This is a genomic window from Sedimentibacter hydroxybenzoicus DSM 7310, assembly GCF_013403245.1.
GTDB classification, from domain to species: domain Bacteria; phylum Bacillota; class Clostridia; order Tissierellales; family Sedimentibacteraceae; genus Sedimentibacter; species Sedimentibacter hydroxybenzoicus.
On the sequence record NZ_JACBNQ010000005.1, the window covers coordinates 54902 to 73860 of the forward strand.

At 35.7% G+C, this 18959-nt stretch carries 16 protein-coding genes; 1 reads left to right on the forward strand and 15 read right to left on the reverse strand.

All coding sequences use genetic code 11. The annotated features are described in order from the left end of the window. Nucleotides 1–245: 245 nt before the first annotated feature. A complete protein-coding gene (gene murC, locus HZF24_RS07120) occupies nt 246–1598 on the forward strand; it encodes a UDP-N-acetylmuramate--L-alanine ligase (RefSeq protein ID WP_179237602.1) in 1353 nt (450 codons plus the stop codon). A gap of 149 nt (nt 1599–1747) precedes the next feature. Here murC and HZF24_RS07125 read toward each other — a convergent pair whose 3' ends face one another. From HZF24_RS07125 to HZF24_RS07195, 15 genes are all read right to left on the reverse strand, one after another. Further along, a complete protein-coding gene (locus HZF24_RS07125) occupies nt 1748–2635 on the reverse strand; it encodes a polyprenyl synthetase family protein (RefSeq protein ID WP_179237603.1) in 888 nt (295 codons plus the stop codon). A gap of 129 nt (nt 2636–2764) precedes the next feature. After that, complete coding sequence (locus HZF24_RS07130; protein WP_179237604.1) at nt 2765–2965, reverse strand: cold-shock protein; 201 nt, start codon at nt 2963–2965, stop codon at nt 2765–2767. Nucleotides 2966–3292: 327 nt separating this feature from the next. Then, on the reverse strand, nt 3293–4879 hold the full coding sequence (locus tag HZF24_RS07135; protein ID WP_179237605.1) for an ABC-F family ATP-binding cassette domain-containing protein: 1587 nt from the start codon (nt 4877–4879) through the stop codon (nt 3293–3295). Nucleotides 4880–5127: 248 nt separating this feature from the next. Further along, on the reverse strand, nt 5128–6189 hold the full coding sequence (gene ftsZ / locus HZF24_RS07140; RefSeq protein ID WP_179237606.1) for a cell division protein FtsZ: 1062 nt from the start codon (nt 6187–6189) through the stop codon (nt 5128–5130). A gap of 156 nt (nt 6190–6345) precedes the next feature. Further along, on the reverse strand, nt 6346–6705 hold the full coding sequence (locus HZF24_RS18945) for a DUF1290 domain-containing protein (protein WP_322790728.1): 360 nt from the start codon (nt 6703–6705) through the stop codon (nt 6346–6348). Next, nucleotides 6692–7378, reverse strand: coding sequence for a DUF881 domain-containing protein (locus HZF24_RS07150; protein WP_179237608.1), 687 nt, complete (start codon nt 7376–7378; stop codon nt 6692–6694). The genes HZF24_RS18945 and HZF24_RS07150 overlap by 14 nt, the downstream gene beginning before the upstream one ends. A gap of 42 nt (nt 7379–7420) precedes the next feature. Continuing rightward, nucleotides 7421–8137 (reverse strand): DUF881 domain-containing protein, encoded by a 717-nt coding sequence (locus HZF24_RS07155; RefSeq protein ID WP_179237609.1) that lies wholly within the window; start codon nt 8135–8137, stop codon nt 7421–7423. Then, complete coding sequence (locus HZF24_RS07160; protein WP_179237610.1) at nt 8130–8984, reverse strand: cell division protein FtsQ/DivIB; 855 nt, start codon at nt 8982–8984, stop codon at nt 8130–8132. The genes HZF24_RS07155 and HZF24_RS07160 overlap by 8 nt, the downstream gene beginning before the upstream one ends. Nucleotides 8985–9097: 113 nt before the next feature. Continuing rightward, nucleotides 9098–10354, reverse strand: a complete 1257-nt coding sequence (murA, locus tag HZF24_RS07165; protein ID WP_179237611.1) for a UDP-N-acetylglucosamine 1-carboxyvinyltransferase — start codon at nt 10352–10354, stop codon at nt 9098–9100. Between the two features lie 51 nt (nt 10355–10405). Then, nucleotides 10406–11536 carry an undecaprenyldiphospho-muramoylpentapeptide beta-N-acetylglucosaminyltransferase gene (gene murG, locus HZF24_RS07170; RefSeq protein WP_179237612.1) on the reverse strand — a complete coding sequence of 377 codons (1131 nt, stop codon included), beginning with the start codon at nt 11534–11536 and terminating at the stop codon, nt 10406–10408. A gap of 2 nt (nt 11537–11538) precedes the next feature. Further along, complete coding sequence (ftsW, locus tag HZF24_RS07175) at nt 11539–12663, reverse strand: putative lipid II flippase FtsW (RefSeq protein ID WP_179237613.1); 1125 nt, start codon at nt 12661–12663, stop codon at nt 11539–11541. Beyond that, on the reverse strand, nt 12635–14011 hold the full coding sequence (gene murD, locus HZF24_RS07180; protein WP_179237614.1) for a UDP-N-acetylmuramoyl-L-alanine--D-glutamate ligase: 1377 nt from the start codon (nt 14009–14011) through the stop codon (nt 12635–12637). The genes ftsW and murD overlap by 29 nt, the downstream gene beginning before the upstream one ends. Before the next feature lie 47 nt (nt 14012–14058). After that, complete coding sequence (mraY, locus tag HZF24_RS07185; RefSeq protein WP_179237615.1) at nt 14059–15033, reverse strand: phospho-N-acetylmuramoyl-pentapeptide-transferase; 975 nt, start codon at nt 15031–15033, stop codon at nt 14059–14061. Between the two features lie 63 nt (nt 15034–15096). Next, entirely contained in the window at nt 15097–16581 is a 1485-nt protein-coding gene (locus HZF24_RS07190; protein ID WP_179237616.1) for a UDP-N-acetylmuramoyl-L-alanyl-D-glutamate--2,6-diaminopimelate ligase, read from the reverse strand. Nucleotides 16582–16832: 251 nt separating this feature from the next. After that, nucleotides 16833–18953: a penicillin-binding transpeptidase domain-containing protein gene (locus HZF24_RS07195; protein WP_179237617.1), complete on the reverse strand. Its 2121-nt coding sequence runs from the start codon at nt 18951–18953 to the stop codon at nt 16833–16835. Nucleotides 18954–18959: the final 6 nt, after the last annotated feature.

Genomic DNA, 18959 nt, shown 5'->3' on the forward strand with positions numbered 1-18959 from the left:
TAATCAACGCTAACCAATTGTTTTCATTATACATTTCTGAATTTAAAAAATCAAGAAAGAATAATATACTTGGTAAAATTGCTACTTTTAACAAATTAAAAACCATTGAACAATGCAATGGGACATGTTATAATGTTATGATTTGTTCATAGGACAAAAGTTAATAAATATCCTTACTAATAATAGTAGTAAGACATTTATTGTATGAATAAAATGAATATATAAGAATATTCAAGGAGAAGATAATGAATCAAAATTTCAAATCCATATATTTTATTGGTATTGGCGGAATAAGCATGAGTGCTTTGGCTGAAGTAATGATTAGTGAAGGAATTAAGGTTTCCGGTTCGGACAGAAGCAATTCTCACATAATAAAAAAATTAATAGACAACGGCGCTAAAATATACATAAATCACGACAGCAAAAATATTACTGATGATATAGATTTGGTAGTTTATACATCTGCAATTTCAGATGATAACCCGGAATTGTTGCGGGCTCAGGAATTGAATTTGAATATTATGGGCAGGGCAGAGTTTTTAGGTTATATCATGAAGAACTATAAAAATTCCATCTGTGTTTCCGGCACACACGGAAAAACCACAACAACAGGCATGCTGTCTTCGATATTAATAGAAACAGATTTGCAGCCAACCATATTTTTGGGAGGTGAAATGGATTCTCTCGGAGGAAATTTACTTAAAGGTTCATATGATTTAATGCTGACAGAAGCGTGCGAATACAGAAGAAACTTTTTGAAATTTAATCCGACAATGGAAATAATTCTGAATATAGAAGAAGACCACCTTGATTACTACAAGGATTTACTCGATATTGAAAGTGCTTTTGTTGAGTACGCCAATATATTACCTGAATCGGGACACCTGATAGTAAATGTAAAGCATAAAGAGCTTTTTAATAATCTAAAATGCAAGGTAGTAACATTTGGTCCCGACGACAGTGCCGACTATTATCCTGAAAATATAAAGTTGACTCCGGTTCCTTCTTATGATTTAATGAATGAAGGTAAAAAAGTTGCTGAAATCAGCCTGAAAATATTTGGCGAACACAATATTTTCAATTCTGTCGCTGCGGCTGCTGCTTGTATTTGTCTTGGTATTGATACTGAGACTATAAAGAGCGGATTATATCACTTTAAAGGTACCCACAGAAGATACGAATACAAAGGAAAATATAATGGTGCAACAGTAATCGATGATTACGCACACCATCCTTCGGAAATGAAGGCAACGTTAAAAACGGCAAAAACATATGCCACAGGAAAAATCATAACCGTTTTTCAACCTCACACCTTTACGAGAACTAAAAAATTATTAAATGAGTTTGCTGAAGGATTATTGTTATCAGACGAAGTTATTCTGTTAGACATATATTCTGCCAGAGAAATTGATACCGGTGAAATTCATTCCAAAGATATAATAAGTAAAATGAAAGAATACAACAAAGACGGATATTATGCCGAAAGCTTTGAATCCGCTGCCAAAATAATAAAGTCTCTGGTAAAAGATGGAGATATAGTAATAACAATGGGTGCCGGCAACGTAAATGGGGTAGCCGACCTGTTGACAATGGATTAACAATTGACTAATAATAAATTTAAGAGCGCAAATGCGCTCTTTATATTTTGCACTTACAGTATAAGCGACTGACACCAAATTGAAAATTTGGATCATCTGCTTATCTTATCGCTAATTCAAAGAAATCTCAAACCAATCCTGAGGTCGCCTCAGTGGTCTCTTTTTGTTAGTGACTCCGCCAACTCTATTAAGTATTTTGCCTTATCGCCAAATATGCTTAACGCTTCTGTTGCTTCTTTAGTAAGCTGCTCTGCGTGACTTTGTGCCTCTTCTATTGATACAAAAGACAAATAAGTAATTTTATCGTTAGCAATATCGCTGCCTGTTTTTTTACCTAGCTTTTCAAGTGTGCTTGTAACGTCCAATATATCATCTTCTATTTGAAAAGCTAAGCCTATTTTATCTGCGAAAATTTCCAGCGACTTTAACTCTGATTCATCCGCACCACCCAATATCGCTCCTGCAATTATGCTGCTTTTAATTATAGCACCGGTCTTTAAAGAATACATATGTTTTAAATCCTCTAAAGTTTTAATTTTCTCATGACCGGACATATCAACTACCTGTCCCCCGATCATACCGTCAACTCCGGAAGCTTTTGCTATAATATTTAAAGCTCCTAAACCCCTGCTTTTATCATCACAGCTTAAGCATGCTTTAATCCCTGTTTCAAATGCCTTGTTCAGCAGTCCATCCCCTGCCAATATTGCAATTGCTTCACCATATCTTTTATGATTTGACAATTTTCCTCTTCTGTAGTCATCATTGTCCATAGCCGGTAAATCATCATGTATTAATGAATATGTATGAATCATTTCCATCGAGCAAGCAAATGGCATTACATCTGTTGAGTTATCCTTAAACAATTCGTACGAAGCCAATAATAAAACAGGTCTTAACCTCTTGCCTCCCGACAGCAAGCTGTAGTTCATTGCTTCATAAATTACACCTTGAGGATTATTTTCCTCACCGATAATATTTATTATAAAATTTTCTATATTATTTATTTTATTTTCTAACCAACTGTTAAAATTCATATTGCCTCCTCCAACCAACCAATAGGGGACGGTCCTTTTTGGGACTGAATAGTCCCAAAAAGGACCGTCCCCTATTGGTTGATGCTAAAAAAATCGGGAATATCCCGATTTTTTGTTTTTAGCTGCCAGTTATATTCTTGTAACGTTAGCTGCTTGGTCTCCTCTGTTTCCTTGAGTTACATCAAAACTAACTTTTTGACCTTCCTCTAAAGTCTTGAATCCATCTCCTTGGATAGCTGAGAAATGTACGAATACGTCATTTCCATCTTCTTTTGTGATAAATCCAAATCCTTTTTCTGAGTTAAACCATTTAACTGTACCCTGTGCCATGAGTACCTCCTAAAAAAATAATAATTATATTGCATTGTATAAAAAAATTCACACGCTTTTACATATTATATATACAGCAACCACATATAATATCTAAAAAACATGTGAAATCCATAAATACTCTGTAATACACATATAGATTAGCATATAAGTCCGCATTTGTCAACCTTTTATGCTAAATTTTAATTGCTAATTATTTACAAAAACGTTTTTTGTAGTTCCAATGATGGGCAACCAAACGAACCAAACGGGGACGGTCCTTTTTGGGACGAAGTTCAGTCCCAAAAAGGACCGTCCCCGTTTGGTTGTAGTCCCCGTTTGGTTGTATTATTTTCTTCTCTCTATATATTCATCGTAAGTCATAGCTCTGTCTATCATACCGTCTTCAGTAAGCTCGATAATTCTGTTTGCGATTGTTTGAATAAACTGATGGTCGTGTGATGAAAACAGCACAATTTCTTTAAAATCAATCAAACCGTTGTTCAATGCGGTAATTGATTCCAAATCCAAATGGTTTGTCGGTTGATCAAGCATGAGTACATTAGAGCCTGAAAGCATCATTCTTGAAAGCATACATCTTACTCTCTCTCCTCCGGACAATACATTTGAAGGTTTCAATGCGTCATCTCCGGAGAACAACATACGACCTAAGAATCCTCTAAGGAAGCTTTCTGATTGATCCTCGGAAAACTGTCTCATCCAGTCAACAAGATTTAATTTAACATCGTCAAAAAATACCGAGTTGTCTTTAGGAAAATACGACTTGGTAATTGTTTGTCCCCATTTAATAGTTCCTGTATCCGGTTCCATTTCACCTGTTAATATTTTAAACAAGGTTGTCTGAGCAAGCTCATTTTCACCTATAAAACATATTTTATCATCTCTGTTTACTCTGAATGAAACATCCTTTAATATGTCAATGCCGTCTATATTTTTTGATAACCCTTCAACCGTCAATATTTCGTTGCCTACTTCTCTGTCAGGAGTGAATTTAACGAACGGATATCTTCTGGATGATGCAGGCATTTCTTCAATCTCTAATTTTTCAAGAAGCTTTCTTCTTGATGTTGCTTGCTTTGATTTAGATTTGTTGGCTGAGAATCTTTGAATAAAGTTTTGTAAATCCTTTATTTTATCTTCTCTTTTTCTGTTCTGATCCCTCATCAACTGCTGCATTAACTGACTTGACTCATACCAGAAGTCATAGTTGCCCACATACATTTTAATTTTCTTGTAATCTATATCAACTATATGAGTACAAACAGTGTTTAAAAAGTGTCTGTCGTGGGATACAACAATTACTAAGCCTTCAAAGTCCAGCAAAAAATCCTCCAACCAATCTATAGAATCAATATCTAAGTTGTTTGTCGGCTCATCAAGCAGGATTATCCCCGGTCTGCCGAACAATGCCTGAGCAAGCATTACCTTAACTTTGTCACCGCCGTTTAAATCACGCATATATAAATAATGAAGCTCCGTGCTTACACCTAAACCCTGAAGTATTTGCGCTACCTCTGTTTCGGCTTCCCATCCGTTCATTTCGGAAAATTCTCCCTCTAATTCGGATGCCTTCACACCGTCTTCATCGGTGAAATCTTCTTTTGCATAGAGGGCATCCTTTTCTTTCATTATTTCATACAATCTTTTATTGCCCATTATAACTGTTTCCATAACAGAATAATCGTCATACATAAAATGGTCCTGTTTTAACACAGACATTCTGACATTGTTTGGTATAGCTATTTCTCCCGTAGTATAATCAATCTCTCCTGACAATATTTTCAGGAAAGTAGATTTCCCTGCTCCATTTGCTCCGATTACGCCATAGCAGTTTCCCGGAACAAATTTTAAATTAACGTCATTAAAAAGCTTGCTTCCTCCAAATTGAAGCGATAAATTTGTTACTGTAATCATTTAATCATTCCTTACTATATATAATTATTTTTATCTTTCAAAATTCAAACATTAAACAGAATATCACATATATATAAATAATGCAAGAAAAAAGACGGTTTTCACCGCCTTAGAATATCAACATTACTATTTATCGTCACCCAACGATTTGTCACCCTGAGAGCTTAGCTCGAAGGATCTCAGTACTTGAAAACCTAAGATTCCTCACTATCGTTCGGAATGACAGGAACGGATTATACATGTTTAACTTATTTTTTATTTAGAAATGATGGTATCTGGAAATCAAATGGATTTTCCTTTGATTTATCCTTCTCATCCTTGGCAGGTATCTTAGAATCCTTCAGTATTTTATCGCTATTTTCACCGAAGCCGGTCGCAATAACGGTAATTTTTATAGAATCTCCAATAGTTTCGTCAATATTTGCTCCAAATATTATATTTGCTTCAGGGTCAGCAGCTTCTTCTACTAATTTAGCAGCTTCATTTACTTCATGGATGCCCATATTAGTTCCACCTGTAATGTTTAACAATACACCTCTGGCTCCGTTTATTGAGGTCTCAAGCATCGGACTTTGAATAGCTTGTTTAACTGCATTCAATGCTCTGTTTTCGCCGGTTGCTTGTCCTATACCCATATGAGCTAAACCCTGATTAGACATAATGGTTTCAACGTCGGCAAAGTCCAAATTCATGATTGCCGGTATTGCAATCAAATCGGAAATACCTTGAATCCCCTGTCTCAATACATCATCAGCAAGTGAAAATGCCTCAAGCATCGTTGTTTTCTTGTCTGAAATTTCTAACAGCTTATCATTAGGTATAACTACCAATGTGTCTATATTTTCTTTTAATTTTTTCAATCCTAGTTCAGCATTCTTAGATCTGCTTCTGCCTTCAAATATAAAAGGCTTTGTAACAACTGCAACAGTAAGTATTCCTTGTTGCTTGGCAATACCTGCTATATAAGGCGCCGCACCTGTACCGGTTCCGCCTCCCATACCGGCAGTTATAAATACCATGTCGGCTCCTTCAACTAACTCGGCAATATCCTGTTTATTTTCCTCAGCGGCTTTTTCACCTATTTCAGGCTTAGAGCCGGCACCGAGACCGTTAGTTAATTTTTCACCTATCTGGAATTTAATGTCTGCCTTCGATGTGTATAATGCTTGCTTGTCCGTATTTACGCTGATAAAAGTTACGCCTCTCACTCCGGCATCTATCATTCTGTTAACGGCATTATTTCCGCCTCCGCCAACACCGATAACCTTTATATTTGCTAATCTTTCTGATGGTTCCTCAAATTGAAACATATATTGACCTCCTATAAAAAGAGAAATTTCTTCAGTATTTTAAACATTATATCATAAGCTTATTAAATTTCATATATATTTTTATTTAGTTTGTCCGTTTTTTTTCAATAGTTACTTTGTACGTCAACCCTCCTGTTCAGAGAGAAAACATTTTAATTATTTACGCTTTTCAAGCATAATATTAATAATGTTTCTTAAATTTTTATAAATATTGTTTCCGAATGCAAATACAGCTGCCAAGTATATAGGAAGTCCCAATTGTTCTCCCACATATCCCAGTAGCAATCCAAAAAACAAATCACATGCAAGATAGGCAATGCTTTTAATTAATGTAAGCTCGCCTTTAATATTATCGTTTATCATATTGAAAATTACATTAATAATAGCCAATATACCAAGCGAAATATAAACTGCATATTCGGGACTGTAAATTAAATTTAAATTCATTCCCGCAATAATACCAAGAACTACTCCGGCTATAACATAAATCATACCCAACCCTTTACCTTTCTGCACTCGATGCAAAATTTATCCGATAATCATCTCCGTGGAATTTAGGAACCGTTACATAAGTCATTCTTGTAACAACCTCCATTCCATACTTATTTTTTAATTCATAAGCATACGTTCCTTCTTCGTTAACAGCATCATACAAAGCTTCCATATCACCAATCGCACTTATTAAGAACGGAGCGGAAACCTTATCTCCGTTTATTCCCAGCAGAGGTCCCGCACAAACCACTTCAGATACGTTGATAATTCTTTTGTTATTAACAGCTATAGCTTCCGCACCGGCTGCCTTTAAATCATTGAGCAACACGGTTATATCAACATCATGAATAAGTCTTTTCATTATATCAATACTATCATCATCTATCAAGCTGTCCGAAACCGTTAAATATATCCCGGGTCCTCTTACATCGGTAAATCCGCTGTATTGCTTAAGTTTTTCTATTTCAGCGTTTATACTCATTATATCGGCTGAATATTGATTATTTTCATATTCATTTACATGTTTTTTTTGCTCGGCCGTTTCTTTTTTTATATTTTCAACAACTATCTTCATATCTTCAATAGTTTTTTCATATTTATTTAAATCTTTTATAACATATATTGTGTTTTCATCTATTTTTAAATCCACACCGTTTACTACTGTGCAGGATGCAATTAAAACAAGAAGAAATAACAAAATATTCTGCGCTTTAAGTTTTATAACAATCTCCTCCGTTTCTTAAAGACCCATATCGTCTTCCACATACACAGGAACAGCGTATTTAAACTCTATTTCACCGTCATATCTATTAATAAATATTTCAGGAGAACTTTCAATTTCAACTGTATAACCTATGTTTCCAAGCTGAGAAACAATTCCTCCCACGAAGTTCAATGATGCTTCAATGGTTCTTGAAAATCCTATTGCCTTTATTTCTAACGGCAACACCATTGCAACACCGTTAATGTTAATATGATCCAGCACAGGTACAATTTCAGTATAGTTTGTATATCTTTGACCGTTAATTGAAATTGCTTCCACACCTGCATTGTTTAAGTAGCTTATCAATGCAAGTATATACTGATGACCGTACGCTATGCTGGCAGCGTTTGGTTCGGCATCTATAGTGATAATTGTTCCTTCACCCTTAACATCATAAAATCCGGACAATATCTTTTGTTTTTCAAGCTCTTTCATCAGCCTGTCAAGCTCTTCTTCTTTTCGCTTGTATGCTTCTTCATTTTTCCTTGAATTCTCTTTAAGCTGATCCAATTCTTCTCTCAGTTTGTTTTTCTCAAGAGTCAGTGCTGCAAATTCACTGTTCAAATCAGAAGCTTTATTATGAGGAGTTTCATTTCCCAATACATTATTTGTTGTACGAATTTGAGTCATTAATACAATCCCCAAAATGACACTTATTATAAACAACATAATTTTCTGCCAAAGTTTATTCATTATATTCCTCCATATTAAAGTCCTCTACGTATATTGTAATATCCCCCTTGGTAAAATCTATAAGTCCGTTGAAAACAGGTAAATTGTTATTTAATCTTTCATTGATTATTTTCATTGCAAATACTGCCTGATACTTAACATCTTCGCTAAGCATCATTTTAATGAATGTACCATACTTGGTTTCCAATAAAATACTGTTGTTTTTATTAACCCAAAAATTTGTCACGGTTTCAGAATCAAATTCACTTTCTATGTAATCAATTGCTTCAAAAATACTTTTAACATTGTCTATGCCGGTGAATTTAATTTCTTCTCCTACATTGTATAATACATCAGTTAAACTTTCAATAGTTTTTAGTTGATTATTTGTTGTATCCGCCTTTAATGCAATCCCATTTTTATCTGTTACGACATAATTATTATTGTAATATATCTGATATTTTTCCTGTCTTTCGGTTATATGTATGTAGATTTTATTCGGAAGCTCGTACACTACCCTTGCATGCTCAACGTATACCTGCTGCTGCAGCCTTTCTTTCACATCATTTCTGTCAACACTGAATAATTTTTCGCCTGTTTCTATTTCTGAGCTGTCCAATATAAACTGATTATCATAGACTAAATTACCCTCAATTTTAACCTCTGCTACGTTAAAATAATCTGTTTCGTAATAAACATAGTAAATACAAAAAACAACAATTACAGCAGCTGTTATAAAAGCTGCTGTACTGACGAATAGCTTTCTAAACTTTCTTTTTTTCTTCTTTCGTTTTTTTATTGCTTTTTCTTTTGCCATAGCAGTTCCTTTTGTATTTTGTCCTTCCGAACGCTCACATTTGGGGGACATTCCTTATACTCCAAAGACTATTCCTTCTATTGGGGACATTCCTTATACTTCAAAGACTATCCCTATACTAAAGGTGTGTCCCCATTCATATTAAGGTGTGTGTCCCCCTTCCTCTAAACCTCTGTTATTATTACACCTAAATTCTGTAATTTCGTAACAAATTTTTCGTATCCTCTGTTTATGTGATAAATATTATTTATTTTAGTTGTTCCCTCAGCTCCTAAAGCGGCAATAACCAATGCAGCTCCGCCTCTTAAATCCTTTGACTCAACTTCTGCACCTGTCAGCCTCTCTACACCTTCCACTACGGCAACTCTTCCTATTGTGGTTATATTTGCTCCCATTTTCTGAAGCTCAGGCACATGTTTAAACCTGCTGTCAAAAACAGTTTCTTCAATAATCGTTATACCATTGGCAGTTGCCATGGAAGCCATGAACTGCGCCTGCATATCCGTCGGAAATCCCGGATACGGTTGAGTAGTTACTTTTTCTATAGCATTTAACCTGCCACTATTTTTTATAACTATTGTTCCTTTTGTTTCCCTTATTTCACAACCTGCATCTTCATAAATTGAAGTTATCGACTTAAAATGAGATTTTTCAATGTTTCTTATGTAAATTTTGCTCTTCATCGATGCGGCTGCACTCAAATAAGTTCCTGCCTCAATACGGTCGGATATAATTTTATATTCAACAGTTTCTGTACTTTTAATATTTTTTCCTTCAATAGTAATAACACCGGTGCCGGCCCCGCTTATTTCATATCCGCAAATATTCAAAAAATTCTGCAAATCCACAATTTCAGGTTCTCTTGCCGGATTATAAATTGTAGTCTTTCCCGGAACACCCACAGCATACAGCATTATATTTTCCGTAGCGCCGACACTTGGATAATCAAGCGAAATTTCAATTCCTTCAGGCTCTTTGACAGTTCCTATCAATAACCCGTTTTTTTCAACTATTTCGACACCTAATTTTCTTAGTCCCTTTAAGTGTAAATCAATCGGCCTAAGACCTATTTCACATCCTCCGGGATATGCAATCTCAACATTGCCTGTCCTTTGAAGCACAGCGCCCATTAAAATTATAGATGACCTTATTTTCCTTACAAGCTTCTCCGGAACCTTGAAGGTATTAAGGTCTCTCGTATCAATCAACGCAACTCCATCCTCATACTGAATTTTACATCCCATGGTATGCAGTATATCAAACATATCTTTTACATCTTCTATATCAGGTATATTCTCAAGAATGTATTCTCTTGGGCATATAACTGTACTTGCTATTATAGGAAGCGCCGCATTTTTAGATCCGCCGATATCAACTATGCCTTCTAAGCCTTTACTTCCCTGAATAATAAAACTTCCCATCTTTATCCCTCCGCAACAAGTATTACATATAATATGTTATGCAAAGTTTGATTACTTGTTACTTCCGGATTTACTGCCTACCAATTTTACCATTGATTCATAAATTTTATTTTCCACGTCTGCATTTCCCATTCTTTTAGAATTTAAAGCCATCGTTTTTAATAAATTTTTATTCTTGATAATATCCTCTATAGCCTTAATAAGCTCTTTGCCTGATAAATCCTTCTCTAAAATTACCTTTGCGGCACCTTCCTTTTCCAATGCTCTTGCATTATATTCCTGATGGTTTTCCGCAGTGTATGTCTTGGGTATAAGTATTGATGGCACCCCCAATAATGTTATTTCAGCTATTGTTATTGCTCCCGCGCTTCCGATAACTATATCGGCCCCTGATAAAGCGGTAGCAGCATCATACATATAATCCTTGATTTCTATATTTTCATCTAATATTATCTTTTCCTCTTCAATTTTATCCATAAATCCATCATGTAGTTTTTTGCCTGTAACGTGAATTATACTGATACCATTTTGTCCGTTGTATTTTTTAATAACATCTATAATTGCCTCATTTAAGCTTATCTGCCCGCCGCTTCCTCCAAACGAATATATTAATATGTCGTCAGACCGTAAGTTTAACCTAGCTCTTGATTTTCTTCTGTCAGCATTCAGTATATCTTTTCTGACCGGATTTCCAACCAAAATAAGCTTATCTCTCACTTGCCCGGGAAAATATTTTTCCGCTTCGTTAAAGCTTATTGCTACAACGTCTGCTACCTTTGCAAGCATTCTGTTTGTAATACCCGGAAAAACATTTTGCTCATGAATCATTGTAGGTACTTTTTTCAGACTAGCCGCCAATACCACAGGTCCACATACGTATCCGCCGGTTCCCACAACGATGTCCGGCTTAAAATCGTTAATAATTTTCGCTGCCTCCATAACTCCTTTAACAGAAGCGAAAAAAGTTTTTACATTTTCTATGCTTATTTTCCTTCGCAGAAATTTTGCCGTAACGTATTTAAATTCAAATCCTTCCTTAGGAATCAGTTCACTTTCAAGACCTGTCTTTGTTCCCACATACAAAATTTCATTATACGGATCTTGCTGTCTGACCTTTTGCGCTATTGCCAATGCAGGGTTGATGTGCCCTCCGGTTCCTCCGCCTGTAATAAGTACTCTCATTTTCAACTCCTGTATGTATTCGAATATTTCGATATATTCAATAATATGCCCATTGATAACAATAAAAACATCAGGGAAGAACCTCCCGCACTTATGAAAGGCAATGCCCTTCCTGTAGGTGGCATCGATGAGGTTGCAACCGCAACATGTATTAAAAATTGAAGTAATACCAGAGTTGTTATACCAAGAGCCACCTGACTTCCAAAAAAATCGTCTGTATTCATGGAAATTCTTAATCCTCTCCATGCAAAAATAACAAAACCAAGAATCACAAATACACATCCGATAAACCCAAGCTCTTCTCCGATTATTGAAAATATAAAGTCATTGTATGCTTCCGGCAGATGAAAAAACTTTTGTCTGCTTTTTCCTATGCCCATTCCAAACAGCCCGCCTGTTCCCAAAGCATAAAGTGACTGGATTATCTGATATCCTTCATTCAGCGGGTATTTAAACGGATCAAAGAATACGATGATCCTTGTTATTCTGTAGGTTTCCATGGAAATTAAAACTATGACACCTGCAACCGCAAGCAGGAACAATACGACTAAATGAGCCATTTTTGCCCCCGCACAAAAGAACATCACCATCAACGTTCCTCCCAATATAACTGCTGTGCTCAAGTCGTCCTGTATAGCAATCAACAAACAAAAAAAGCCGATTAATATCATCGAAGGAAAAAATCCTTTTTTGAGAGAGCTGATGTTTTTTCTGTTCTTATCAAAATAATAAGCCATGTATAAAACTCCGCCTATTTTTATTATTTCTGAGGGCTGGAGCGATATACCTCCAATGATAATCCATCTTTGGGCACCGTTGGAAGCGATACCTATGATTATCGTAAGCAAGGCAAAGCCAACACATGCTATTAAAATAATCTTGTTGAATTTCGCATAAATTTTATAAGGTATATTAGCTATAAAAATCATTCCGACAAATCCTGCAACAGCCGCAATTACCTGTTTTTTCAGAAAGTAAAAGGGGTCTTTATCAAATTTATAGTATCCATCAGGAAAGCTGGAACTATAAACCATCAAAAAACCAAAGAGTACCAATACTACCACAACAAATACCAATACCCAGTCCATAGAAGTTTTTCTACTTTGCTTTTGTACTGTTCCCTCCATAATAGTTTACCCTCTCCTTAAAATCTCTTCCTCTAACTTCATAATTAGGATACATACCCCAGCTTGCGCATGCGGGAGACAGTACGACATTATCCCCCTCCACACTTCGTTCAAAACATTCTTTAACTGCTTCATCCATATTTTCCACTCTGTATATATCTGTAAAACCGTAGCTTCTTGCACAGGCTTCAATTTTATCTGCCGTCTGTCCCAATAAAATCAGGCTCTTTACCTTATCGTCAAAGCTTTTAATAAACTCATCGTAAGAAGAATCTTTGTCATATCCGCCTGCTATTAGGATTATAGGTTTTTCTATTCCTTGAATTGCCTTAATTGATGCATCGGGATTCGTTCCCTTGGAATCATTATAAAACTTTACACCATTAAATTCTGCGCAAAATTCTAATCTATGCTCCACTCCTTTAAAATTCTTCAGTACGTTTGCGATAGTTTGCGTACTGATACCTAAGCTTAGGGCAGCACCTACCGCACACATTACATTTTCCAAATTATGCTTTCCGGGTATAAATATATCATTTATATTTATAATAAATTCTTTTTTTCCGTCCCGACTATACATGATTTTTTCGTCATACACATATATTCCTTCATCTAATATGCGTTCAGAACTGAAAAATATTTTTTTAGCTTTAATCTTATCAATAAAACCCATTACTATTTTATCTTCGTAATTTAATATTGCATAATCATCCTCATCCTGATTTGCTACGTTTCTGAATTTCGCATCAATATAATTCTCATATGTGTGATGAAAATCCATATGATCAGGAGTTATGTTTGTTATAACCGCTATATGAGGTTTATAATCAATTGTTCCCGCAAGCTGAAAACTGCTGACTTCCGCCACAAGTACATCTTCCTCGTCGGAGTTAATAGAATCATAAAACATTCCGGAACCGATATTACCTGTAACCTTGTATTTTTTCCTGCTTTCCTTTACAATTTCACCAATCAGGGTTGTAGTAGTCGTCTTTCCGTTTGTTCCTGTTATGGAAACAATGGTTGCATCAGTAATCTTGTAAGCTGCTTCAATATCACTTACAACTTTTATATTTTTTTCTATAAGCGTCTTTATAATGGGTACTTCATATTTTATTCCCGGACTTTTAATTGCTAAATCAATTGTATCGAAATTTATTTTATCTATTTCATCATTACCAAAAAAATATGATGCTTCTATTTCTTTCAGCTCCTGTAACTTCTCAGTACATTTTTCTTTCGGGGATTCATCATATACAAATATATGTGCTCCTAATTTATCTAATCCCTTGATACATGCTATGCCGGAAACACCAAGCCCGACAACAAGTATATTTTTATCTTTCATTTAAGTACCTCACTATCCTAAAAAAGCCCACTAATATTGTATGTTATCTATACAGAATAAATGCCTATAAATGCAAGTATAACCGTTGCGATCCAAAAAACAGCTACTACCTTTGTTTCCTTCCAGCCGCACATTTCAAAATGATGATGCAAGGGAGCCATTTTAAAAACTCTCTTTTTAGTTCTTTTATAATATAAAACCTGTATGATTACAGAAAGTGCTTCTGCAAAATAAATCCCGCCGATTATTGGAATAAGTAAAACCATATTTGACAGAACGGCTACCACAGATACGGCACCCCCTAATGCCAACGAGCCGGTATCACCCATAAATGCCTTGGCAGGATTTGCATTATGCTTTAAGAATCCAAGGCATGCACCTGAAATTCCCGCAGAAAAAATAGATATACCTTCATAAATAATACTTTCATCTTTCATGCTGTTTGCTATCAGGCTAAAAGCTGCCATAACTATCAACGTAACTCCTGTGTTTAATCCATCTAATCCGTCTGTCAGATTAACTGCATTTACAGTTCCTAAAACTACAAATAAAACAAAAGGTATATATAAAACTCCTAAATCTATGTATGTATTAATAAAGGGGATTATTAATTTTGTACCTTCTGCACTGTGTCTTGAACCATATAATGCAAGCAGGAAAGCAAATATAAGCTGTCCGATGATTTTTTGATATGCCCTTAACCCTAGATTACGTTTAAGCACAACCTTTATATAGTCATCTAAAAATCCTATGAAACCAAAGCCTATAGTAAAAAACAATCCTGCCCATATTTCCTGCGTATAGTAGCCACTGGTAAACAATGAAATTATAACTGCTAGAATTATAATAATTCCACCCATTGTGGGAGTTCCGGCTTTTGTGAAATGACTCTTAGGCCCCTCCTCCCGGATGCTTTGTCCTACTTTCAGTCTCTTTAATACCGGAATTACAACCGGTCCGAGAAAAATAGCTATGAGAAAAGATACGATTATTACCCTTAATATTTGTCCGTTTGCTTGCATTTTAAACTCCTTATCGTAATTTGGGTCAGAGGTGTAATTTGAGGATATTAAAGGTGTGTCCCCTTACATTGACAATCCCCTTTTTCTCTCAACATCCTTAATGGCGTTCTTGGCAATAGTACCTTCGTCGTATGGAACTTTTTCTACTCCCATATCCTGATATGGTTCTGTTGATTTTCCCGCAAGTAATATTACATCCTTGCTCTTTGAGTTGTCAATAGCATAATAAATTGCCTTATCCCTCTCTATGATAATTTCATATTTACCGTTGTATTTTTTTACACCCTCAGCTATTTCGAGGCATATATCATATGGATCCTCAAATCTTGGATTGTCTGATGTAAGTATGCTTAAATCACAATATTTACCTGCAATTTCACCCATGGGGCCGCGTCTTGACAAGTCTCTTTCGCCTCCGGCACCAAACATAACTATTTTCCTGCCTTGTGCAAATTCATCTATAGTTTCCATAACCTTTTGTAATCCGTCCGGAGTATGCGCAAAATCTAATACAATAATACAGTCAAGCTTATTTTCAAGCATTTCAAATCTGCCTGTCACACCTTTGATTTTATCGAGAGCTTCAATTATATCATCGATATTTATTCCCAATGACCAGGCAGCACCCAAGGCACCAAGAGAGTTTAAAACACTGAACTTACCTGGAGTATTTACATGAACCTTTTTAACACTGCCGTCTATTTCCAAATCAAAATCGGTTCCCTTCATTGTAGTAACTAAATTGCTTGCCTTTATGTCGGCATTATTTTCAATACCTATTGAAATCGCCTTAAAGCCTTCTTCCTTAAGTTCAGTATATAATCTTTCTCCATATGAATCGTCAACGTTTATAATGTTGTTTACCTTAGTGATATGAAATAATTTTTTCTTCGCCTGATAGTAATTTTCCATCGTATTATGAAAATCAAGGTGATCTCTCGTCAAATTCGTAAAAATACCTACGTCAATGGATATATTGTCAACTCTGTTCAGTTCTAATGCGTGTGAAGAAATCTCCATAAAACAATGATTTATATCCTTTTCAACCATTTTGGCAAAATATTTCTGCAAATCTGCGGCTTCAGGAGTTGTATTATCAACCTTAATTTTTTCTCCCTCTATTAAGACACCCATAGTACCTATAATTCCGGACTTTTTGCCTAAATAATCATAAATTCCCTTAAGCAGGTACGTAGTACTTGTTTTTCCGTTTGTACCGGTCACTCCGACTAAGTTTATACTTTCTGAAGGACATCCGTATATTATGTTTGCTGCCGCCGCCATAGATTGTCTCGGATTCTCTACAACTATAAAATTACCCTTATTATTAACATTTTCAGGGATGTGGTCGCATAAAACGGCTGCTGCCCCGTTAACGAAAGCATTTTCAATAAAATTGTGCCCATCATTGGTATAACCTTTGATTGCAACGAAAATATCACCGTTTTTTACCTTTTTAGAATCATTTGTAATACCTTTGATTTCTATACTTTTATTGCCGAAGTAGCTTTTATGATTTAATTCTTTCAGAAGGTTATCAATATCCATTTTAATGCTCCCCTTAATTAATTGTATGTATTATATGCAATTTTATCATATTTAAAATTCATTTACAATAATTTTAGATATCCGCAATCTTGTATCATTTGCCATTATTAATAAACGCATACGCCCATTTTCTCTCATTCCGGGCAGTCGAGCAGTAAAGAATTTCAGCCTTTCAAATACTGAGAATTCGTAAAAAGGAACGCAATTTGCGTTCCGTAGATTTATGTCAATTTATAGGCTTTTACAGCTGCCTAATTTAGAATCAAAGTAATCATAGAGTTCTTCGTAACCATTTCTCCTGCTTTAGGGAACTGCTGCTTAACAATACTGTTTTCATCTACCTCTATTTCTATGTTGCTTTCCAAGCCTGCTCTTATTAATTTATCCATTGCTTCAGCAATTGTAAGTCCCAGTAATTCCGGAACCTGAACCATTTGCTTCTCAACGTGACCTAACTCTTCCTCGGTATAAACCGGTTCTACATCATAATATTTCATGATATTTTCCAGAAGATCTGCTGCAACAGGTCCGGCAACAATACTTCCGTAATATCCTATGCTAACGTCCGGCTCATCAACTATTACAAGAACAACCGCCCTTGGATTATCAACCGGTGCAGTTCCGATAAAGGATGATATGAATTTGCTGTCAATATATTTTCCATCTATAACCTTTTGAGCTGTACCTGATTTTCCGCCTATTCTGTATCCCGGTCTGTACGCCTGCTTAGTTCCTGCTTCAGCGGAATCCTTCATTATAGAAAGCATCATCTTACTTGTTTCATCGGAAATAACTTTTCTTCTTATTTCAGACTCGAAGTTTTCAACAACATTTCCGTCATCGTCTATTAACTGCTTTACGATTCGAGGTTCCATTAAATTTCCGCCGTTGGATATTGCAGAAACCGCTGTAATCAATTGTATCGGAGAAACAGCTACACCTTGACCGAATGCTTGTGTTACAACATCGACATCCTTCATATTTATAGGCTCTTTTAAAAGTCCCAATGCTTCTCCGTTCAGCATAATTCCTGATTGTTCCTCTAAACCGAAAGCTTTTAAATATTTATAAAATGCCTCCTTACCTATATCAAGACCTATTTCTGCAAGTGCATCGTTGCATGAATTCTGAATTGCTTCAGACAATGTTTGCTGTCCGTGGGGTCTGTAATATCTCCAGCACTTTATGTTGTTGCTGGTAATTTGTCTTACAAAGCCATCACAGAAATATGTTGAATCCAGGCTTGCTGCATTTTCTTCAAGAGCAATGGCTGTAGTCAATAATTTAAACGTAGAACCCGGTTCATATATATCGTTAACAGCCGGGTTCCTCCACATGTCGAACCAGGCATTTCTTAGTTCATCTTCAGACAATGTTTCCCACTGTGCCTTAATTTCTTCATCTATGGGTACCCTTGGATCATTGGGATCATAATCCGGCTTTGACGACATAGCAAGCACATCGCCGTTATTTGGGTCCATCACTATAATCGTAGCCCTTAAAGCATTATAATCATTTAAAACCTTTAGTGCCGCCGACTCAGCATAATGCTGTATAACCTCATCAATAGTTAAAACAACACCCAAGCCGTTTGTAGGCTCATAATAAGAATTGTAGCCAAAGGGAAGTTCCCTGCCGATAGCATCTGTATTTATAACAGTCCTTCCCGGTATTCCGGTCAGATATTCATTATATGTAGCCTCAACTCCATAGAGTCCGTCCTGATCAATGTTTGTAAAGCCAAGTACATAAGGTGCAAAGTCGCCATATGGATAGACGCGTTTATTATCCTCAATAACACTTATACCGCTTAGCTCCTGTTCACGAATTTTTTGTGCCTGCTCTTCGGTTATCCATCTTTTTATAGCCACATATGAATAATCAGAAGTAATTCTGCTTAACACTTCATCATAATCCATTTCCAAAATTTCTGCTAAAATTTTAGCAGTTTCCTCAGGTGTTCTCTTATTAATCGGAATGGATTCACCTGCAGTATTTTTACTGATTGATTTGTTTAATTTTTTAAGCAAACCGGTAAGGAATCCACCATCCTCTTCTGCGTCGGATGTATCTTCATTAGCTGATAAATTACCCTTTTTAACGTCGGCAGGAATACATACTACCGTACTTGAATTAACGCTTACCGACAGTTTCTTACCTTTAGCATCATAAATTGTCCCTCTTTTGGCACTTATGGTAATATCCCGGGACCAGTTTTCCATGGCTTGCTTTTTATATTCTTCACCGTCGATTATTTGTATAAATCCTAACTTAACTATCAATCCAATTGTAGCTAAAAAAAAGAAAAGCAAAAATACCAACATTCTTCTTTTATTTTGAAGGTTAGTAGTGCTTTTAATACGCTTTTTCATTGCTGC

Coding starts and splice junctions, on each gene's coding strand:
- murC (WP_179237602.1), top strand. CDS start 246: ATGAATCAAAATTTCAAATCCATATATTTTATTGGTATTGGCGGAATA.
- murA (WP_179237611.1), bottom strand. CDS start 10,354: ATGGGAAGTTTTATTATTCAGGGAAGTAAAGGCTTAGAAGGCATAGTT.
- HZF24_RS07125 (WP_179237603.1), bottom strand. CDS start 2,635: ATGAATTTTAACAGTTGGTTAGAAAATAAAATAAATAATATAGAAAAT.
- murG (WP_179237612.1), bottom strand. CDS start 11,536: ATGAGAGTACTTATTACAGGCGGAGGAACCGGAGGGCACATCAACCCT.
- HZF24_RS07195 (WP_179237617.1), bottom strand. CDS start 18,953: ATGAAAAAGCGTATTAAAAGCACTACTAACCTTCAAAATAAAAGAAGA.
- HZF24_RS07160 (WP_179237610.1), bottom strand. CDS start 8,984: ATGTCCCCCAAATGTGAGCGTTCGGAAGGACAAAATACAAAAGGAACT.
- murD (WP_179237614.1), bottom strand. CDS start 14,011: ATGAAAGATAAAAATATACTTGTTGTCGGGCTTGGTGTTTCCGGCATA.
- HZF24_RS07190 (WP_179237616.1), bottom strand. CDS start 16,581: ATGGATATTGATAACCTTCTGAAAGAATTAAATCATAAAAGCTACTTC.
- HZF24_RS07130 (WP_179237604.1), bottom strand. CDS start 2,965: ATGGCACAGGGTACAGTTAAATGGTTTAACTCAGAAAAAGGATTTGGA.
- mraY (WP_179237615.1), bottom strand. CDS start 15,033: ATGCAAGCAAACGGACAAATATTAAGGGTAATAATCGTATCTTTTCTC.
- ftsW (WP_179237613.1), bottom strand. CDS start 12,663: ATGGAGGGAACAGTACAAAAGCAAAGTAGAAAAACTTCTATGGACTGG.
- ftsZ (WP_179237606.1), bottom strand. CDS start 6,189: ATGTTTCAATTTGAGGAACCATCAGAAAGATTAGCAAATATAAAGGTT.
- HZF24_RS07155 (WP_179237609.1), bottom strand. CDS start 8,137: ATGAATAAACTTTGGCAGAAAATTATGTTGTTTATAATAAGTGTCATT.
- HZF24_RS07135 (WP_179237605.1), bottom strand. CDS start 4,879: ATGATTACAGTAACAAATTTATCGCTTCAATTTGGAGGAAGCAAGCTT.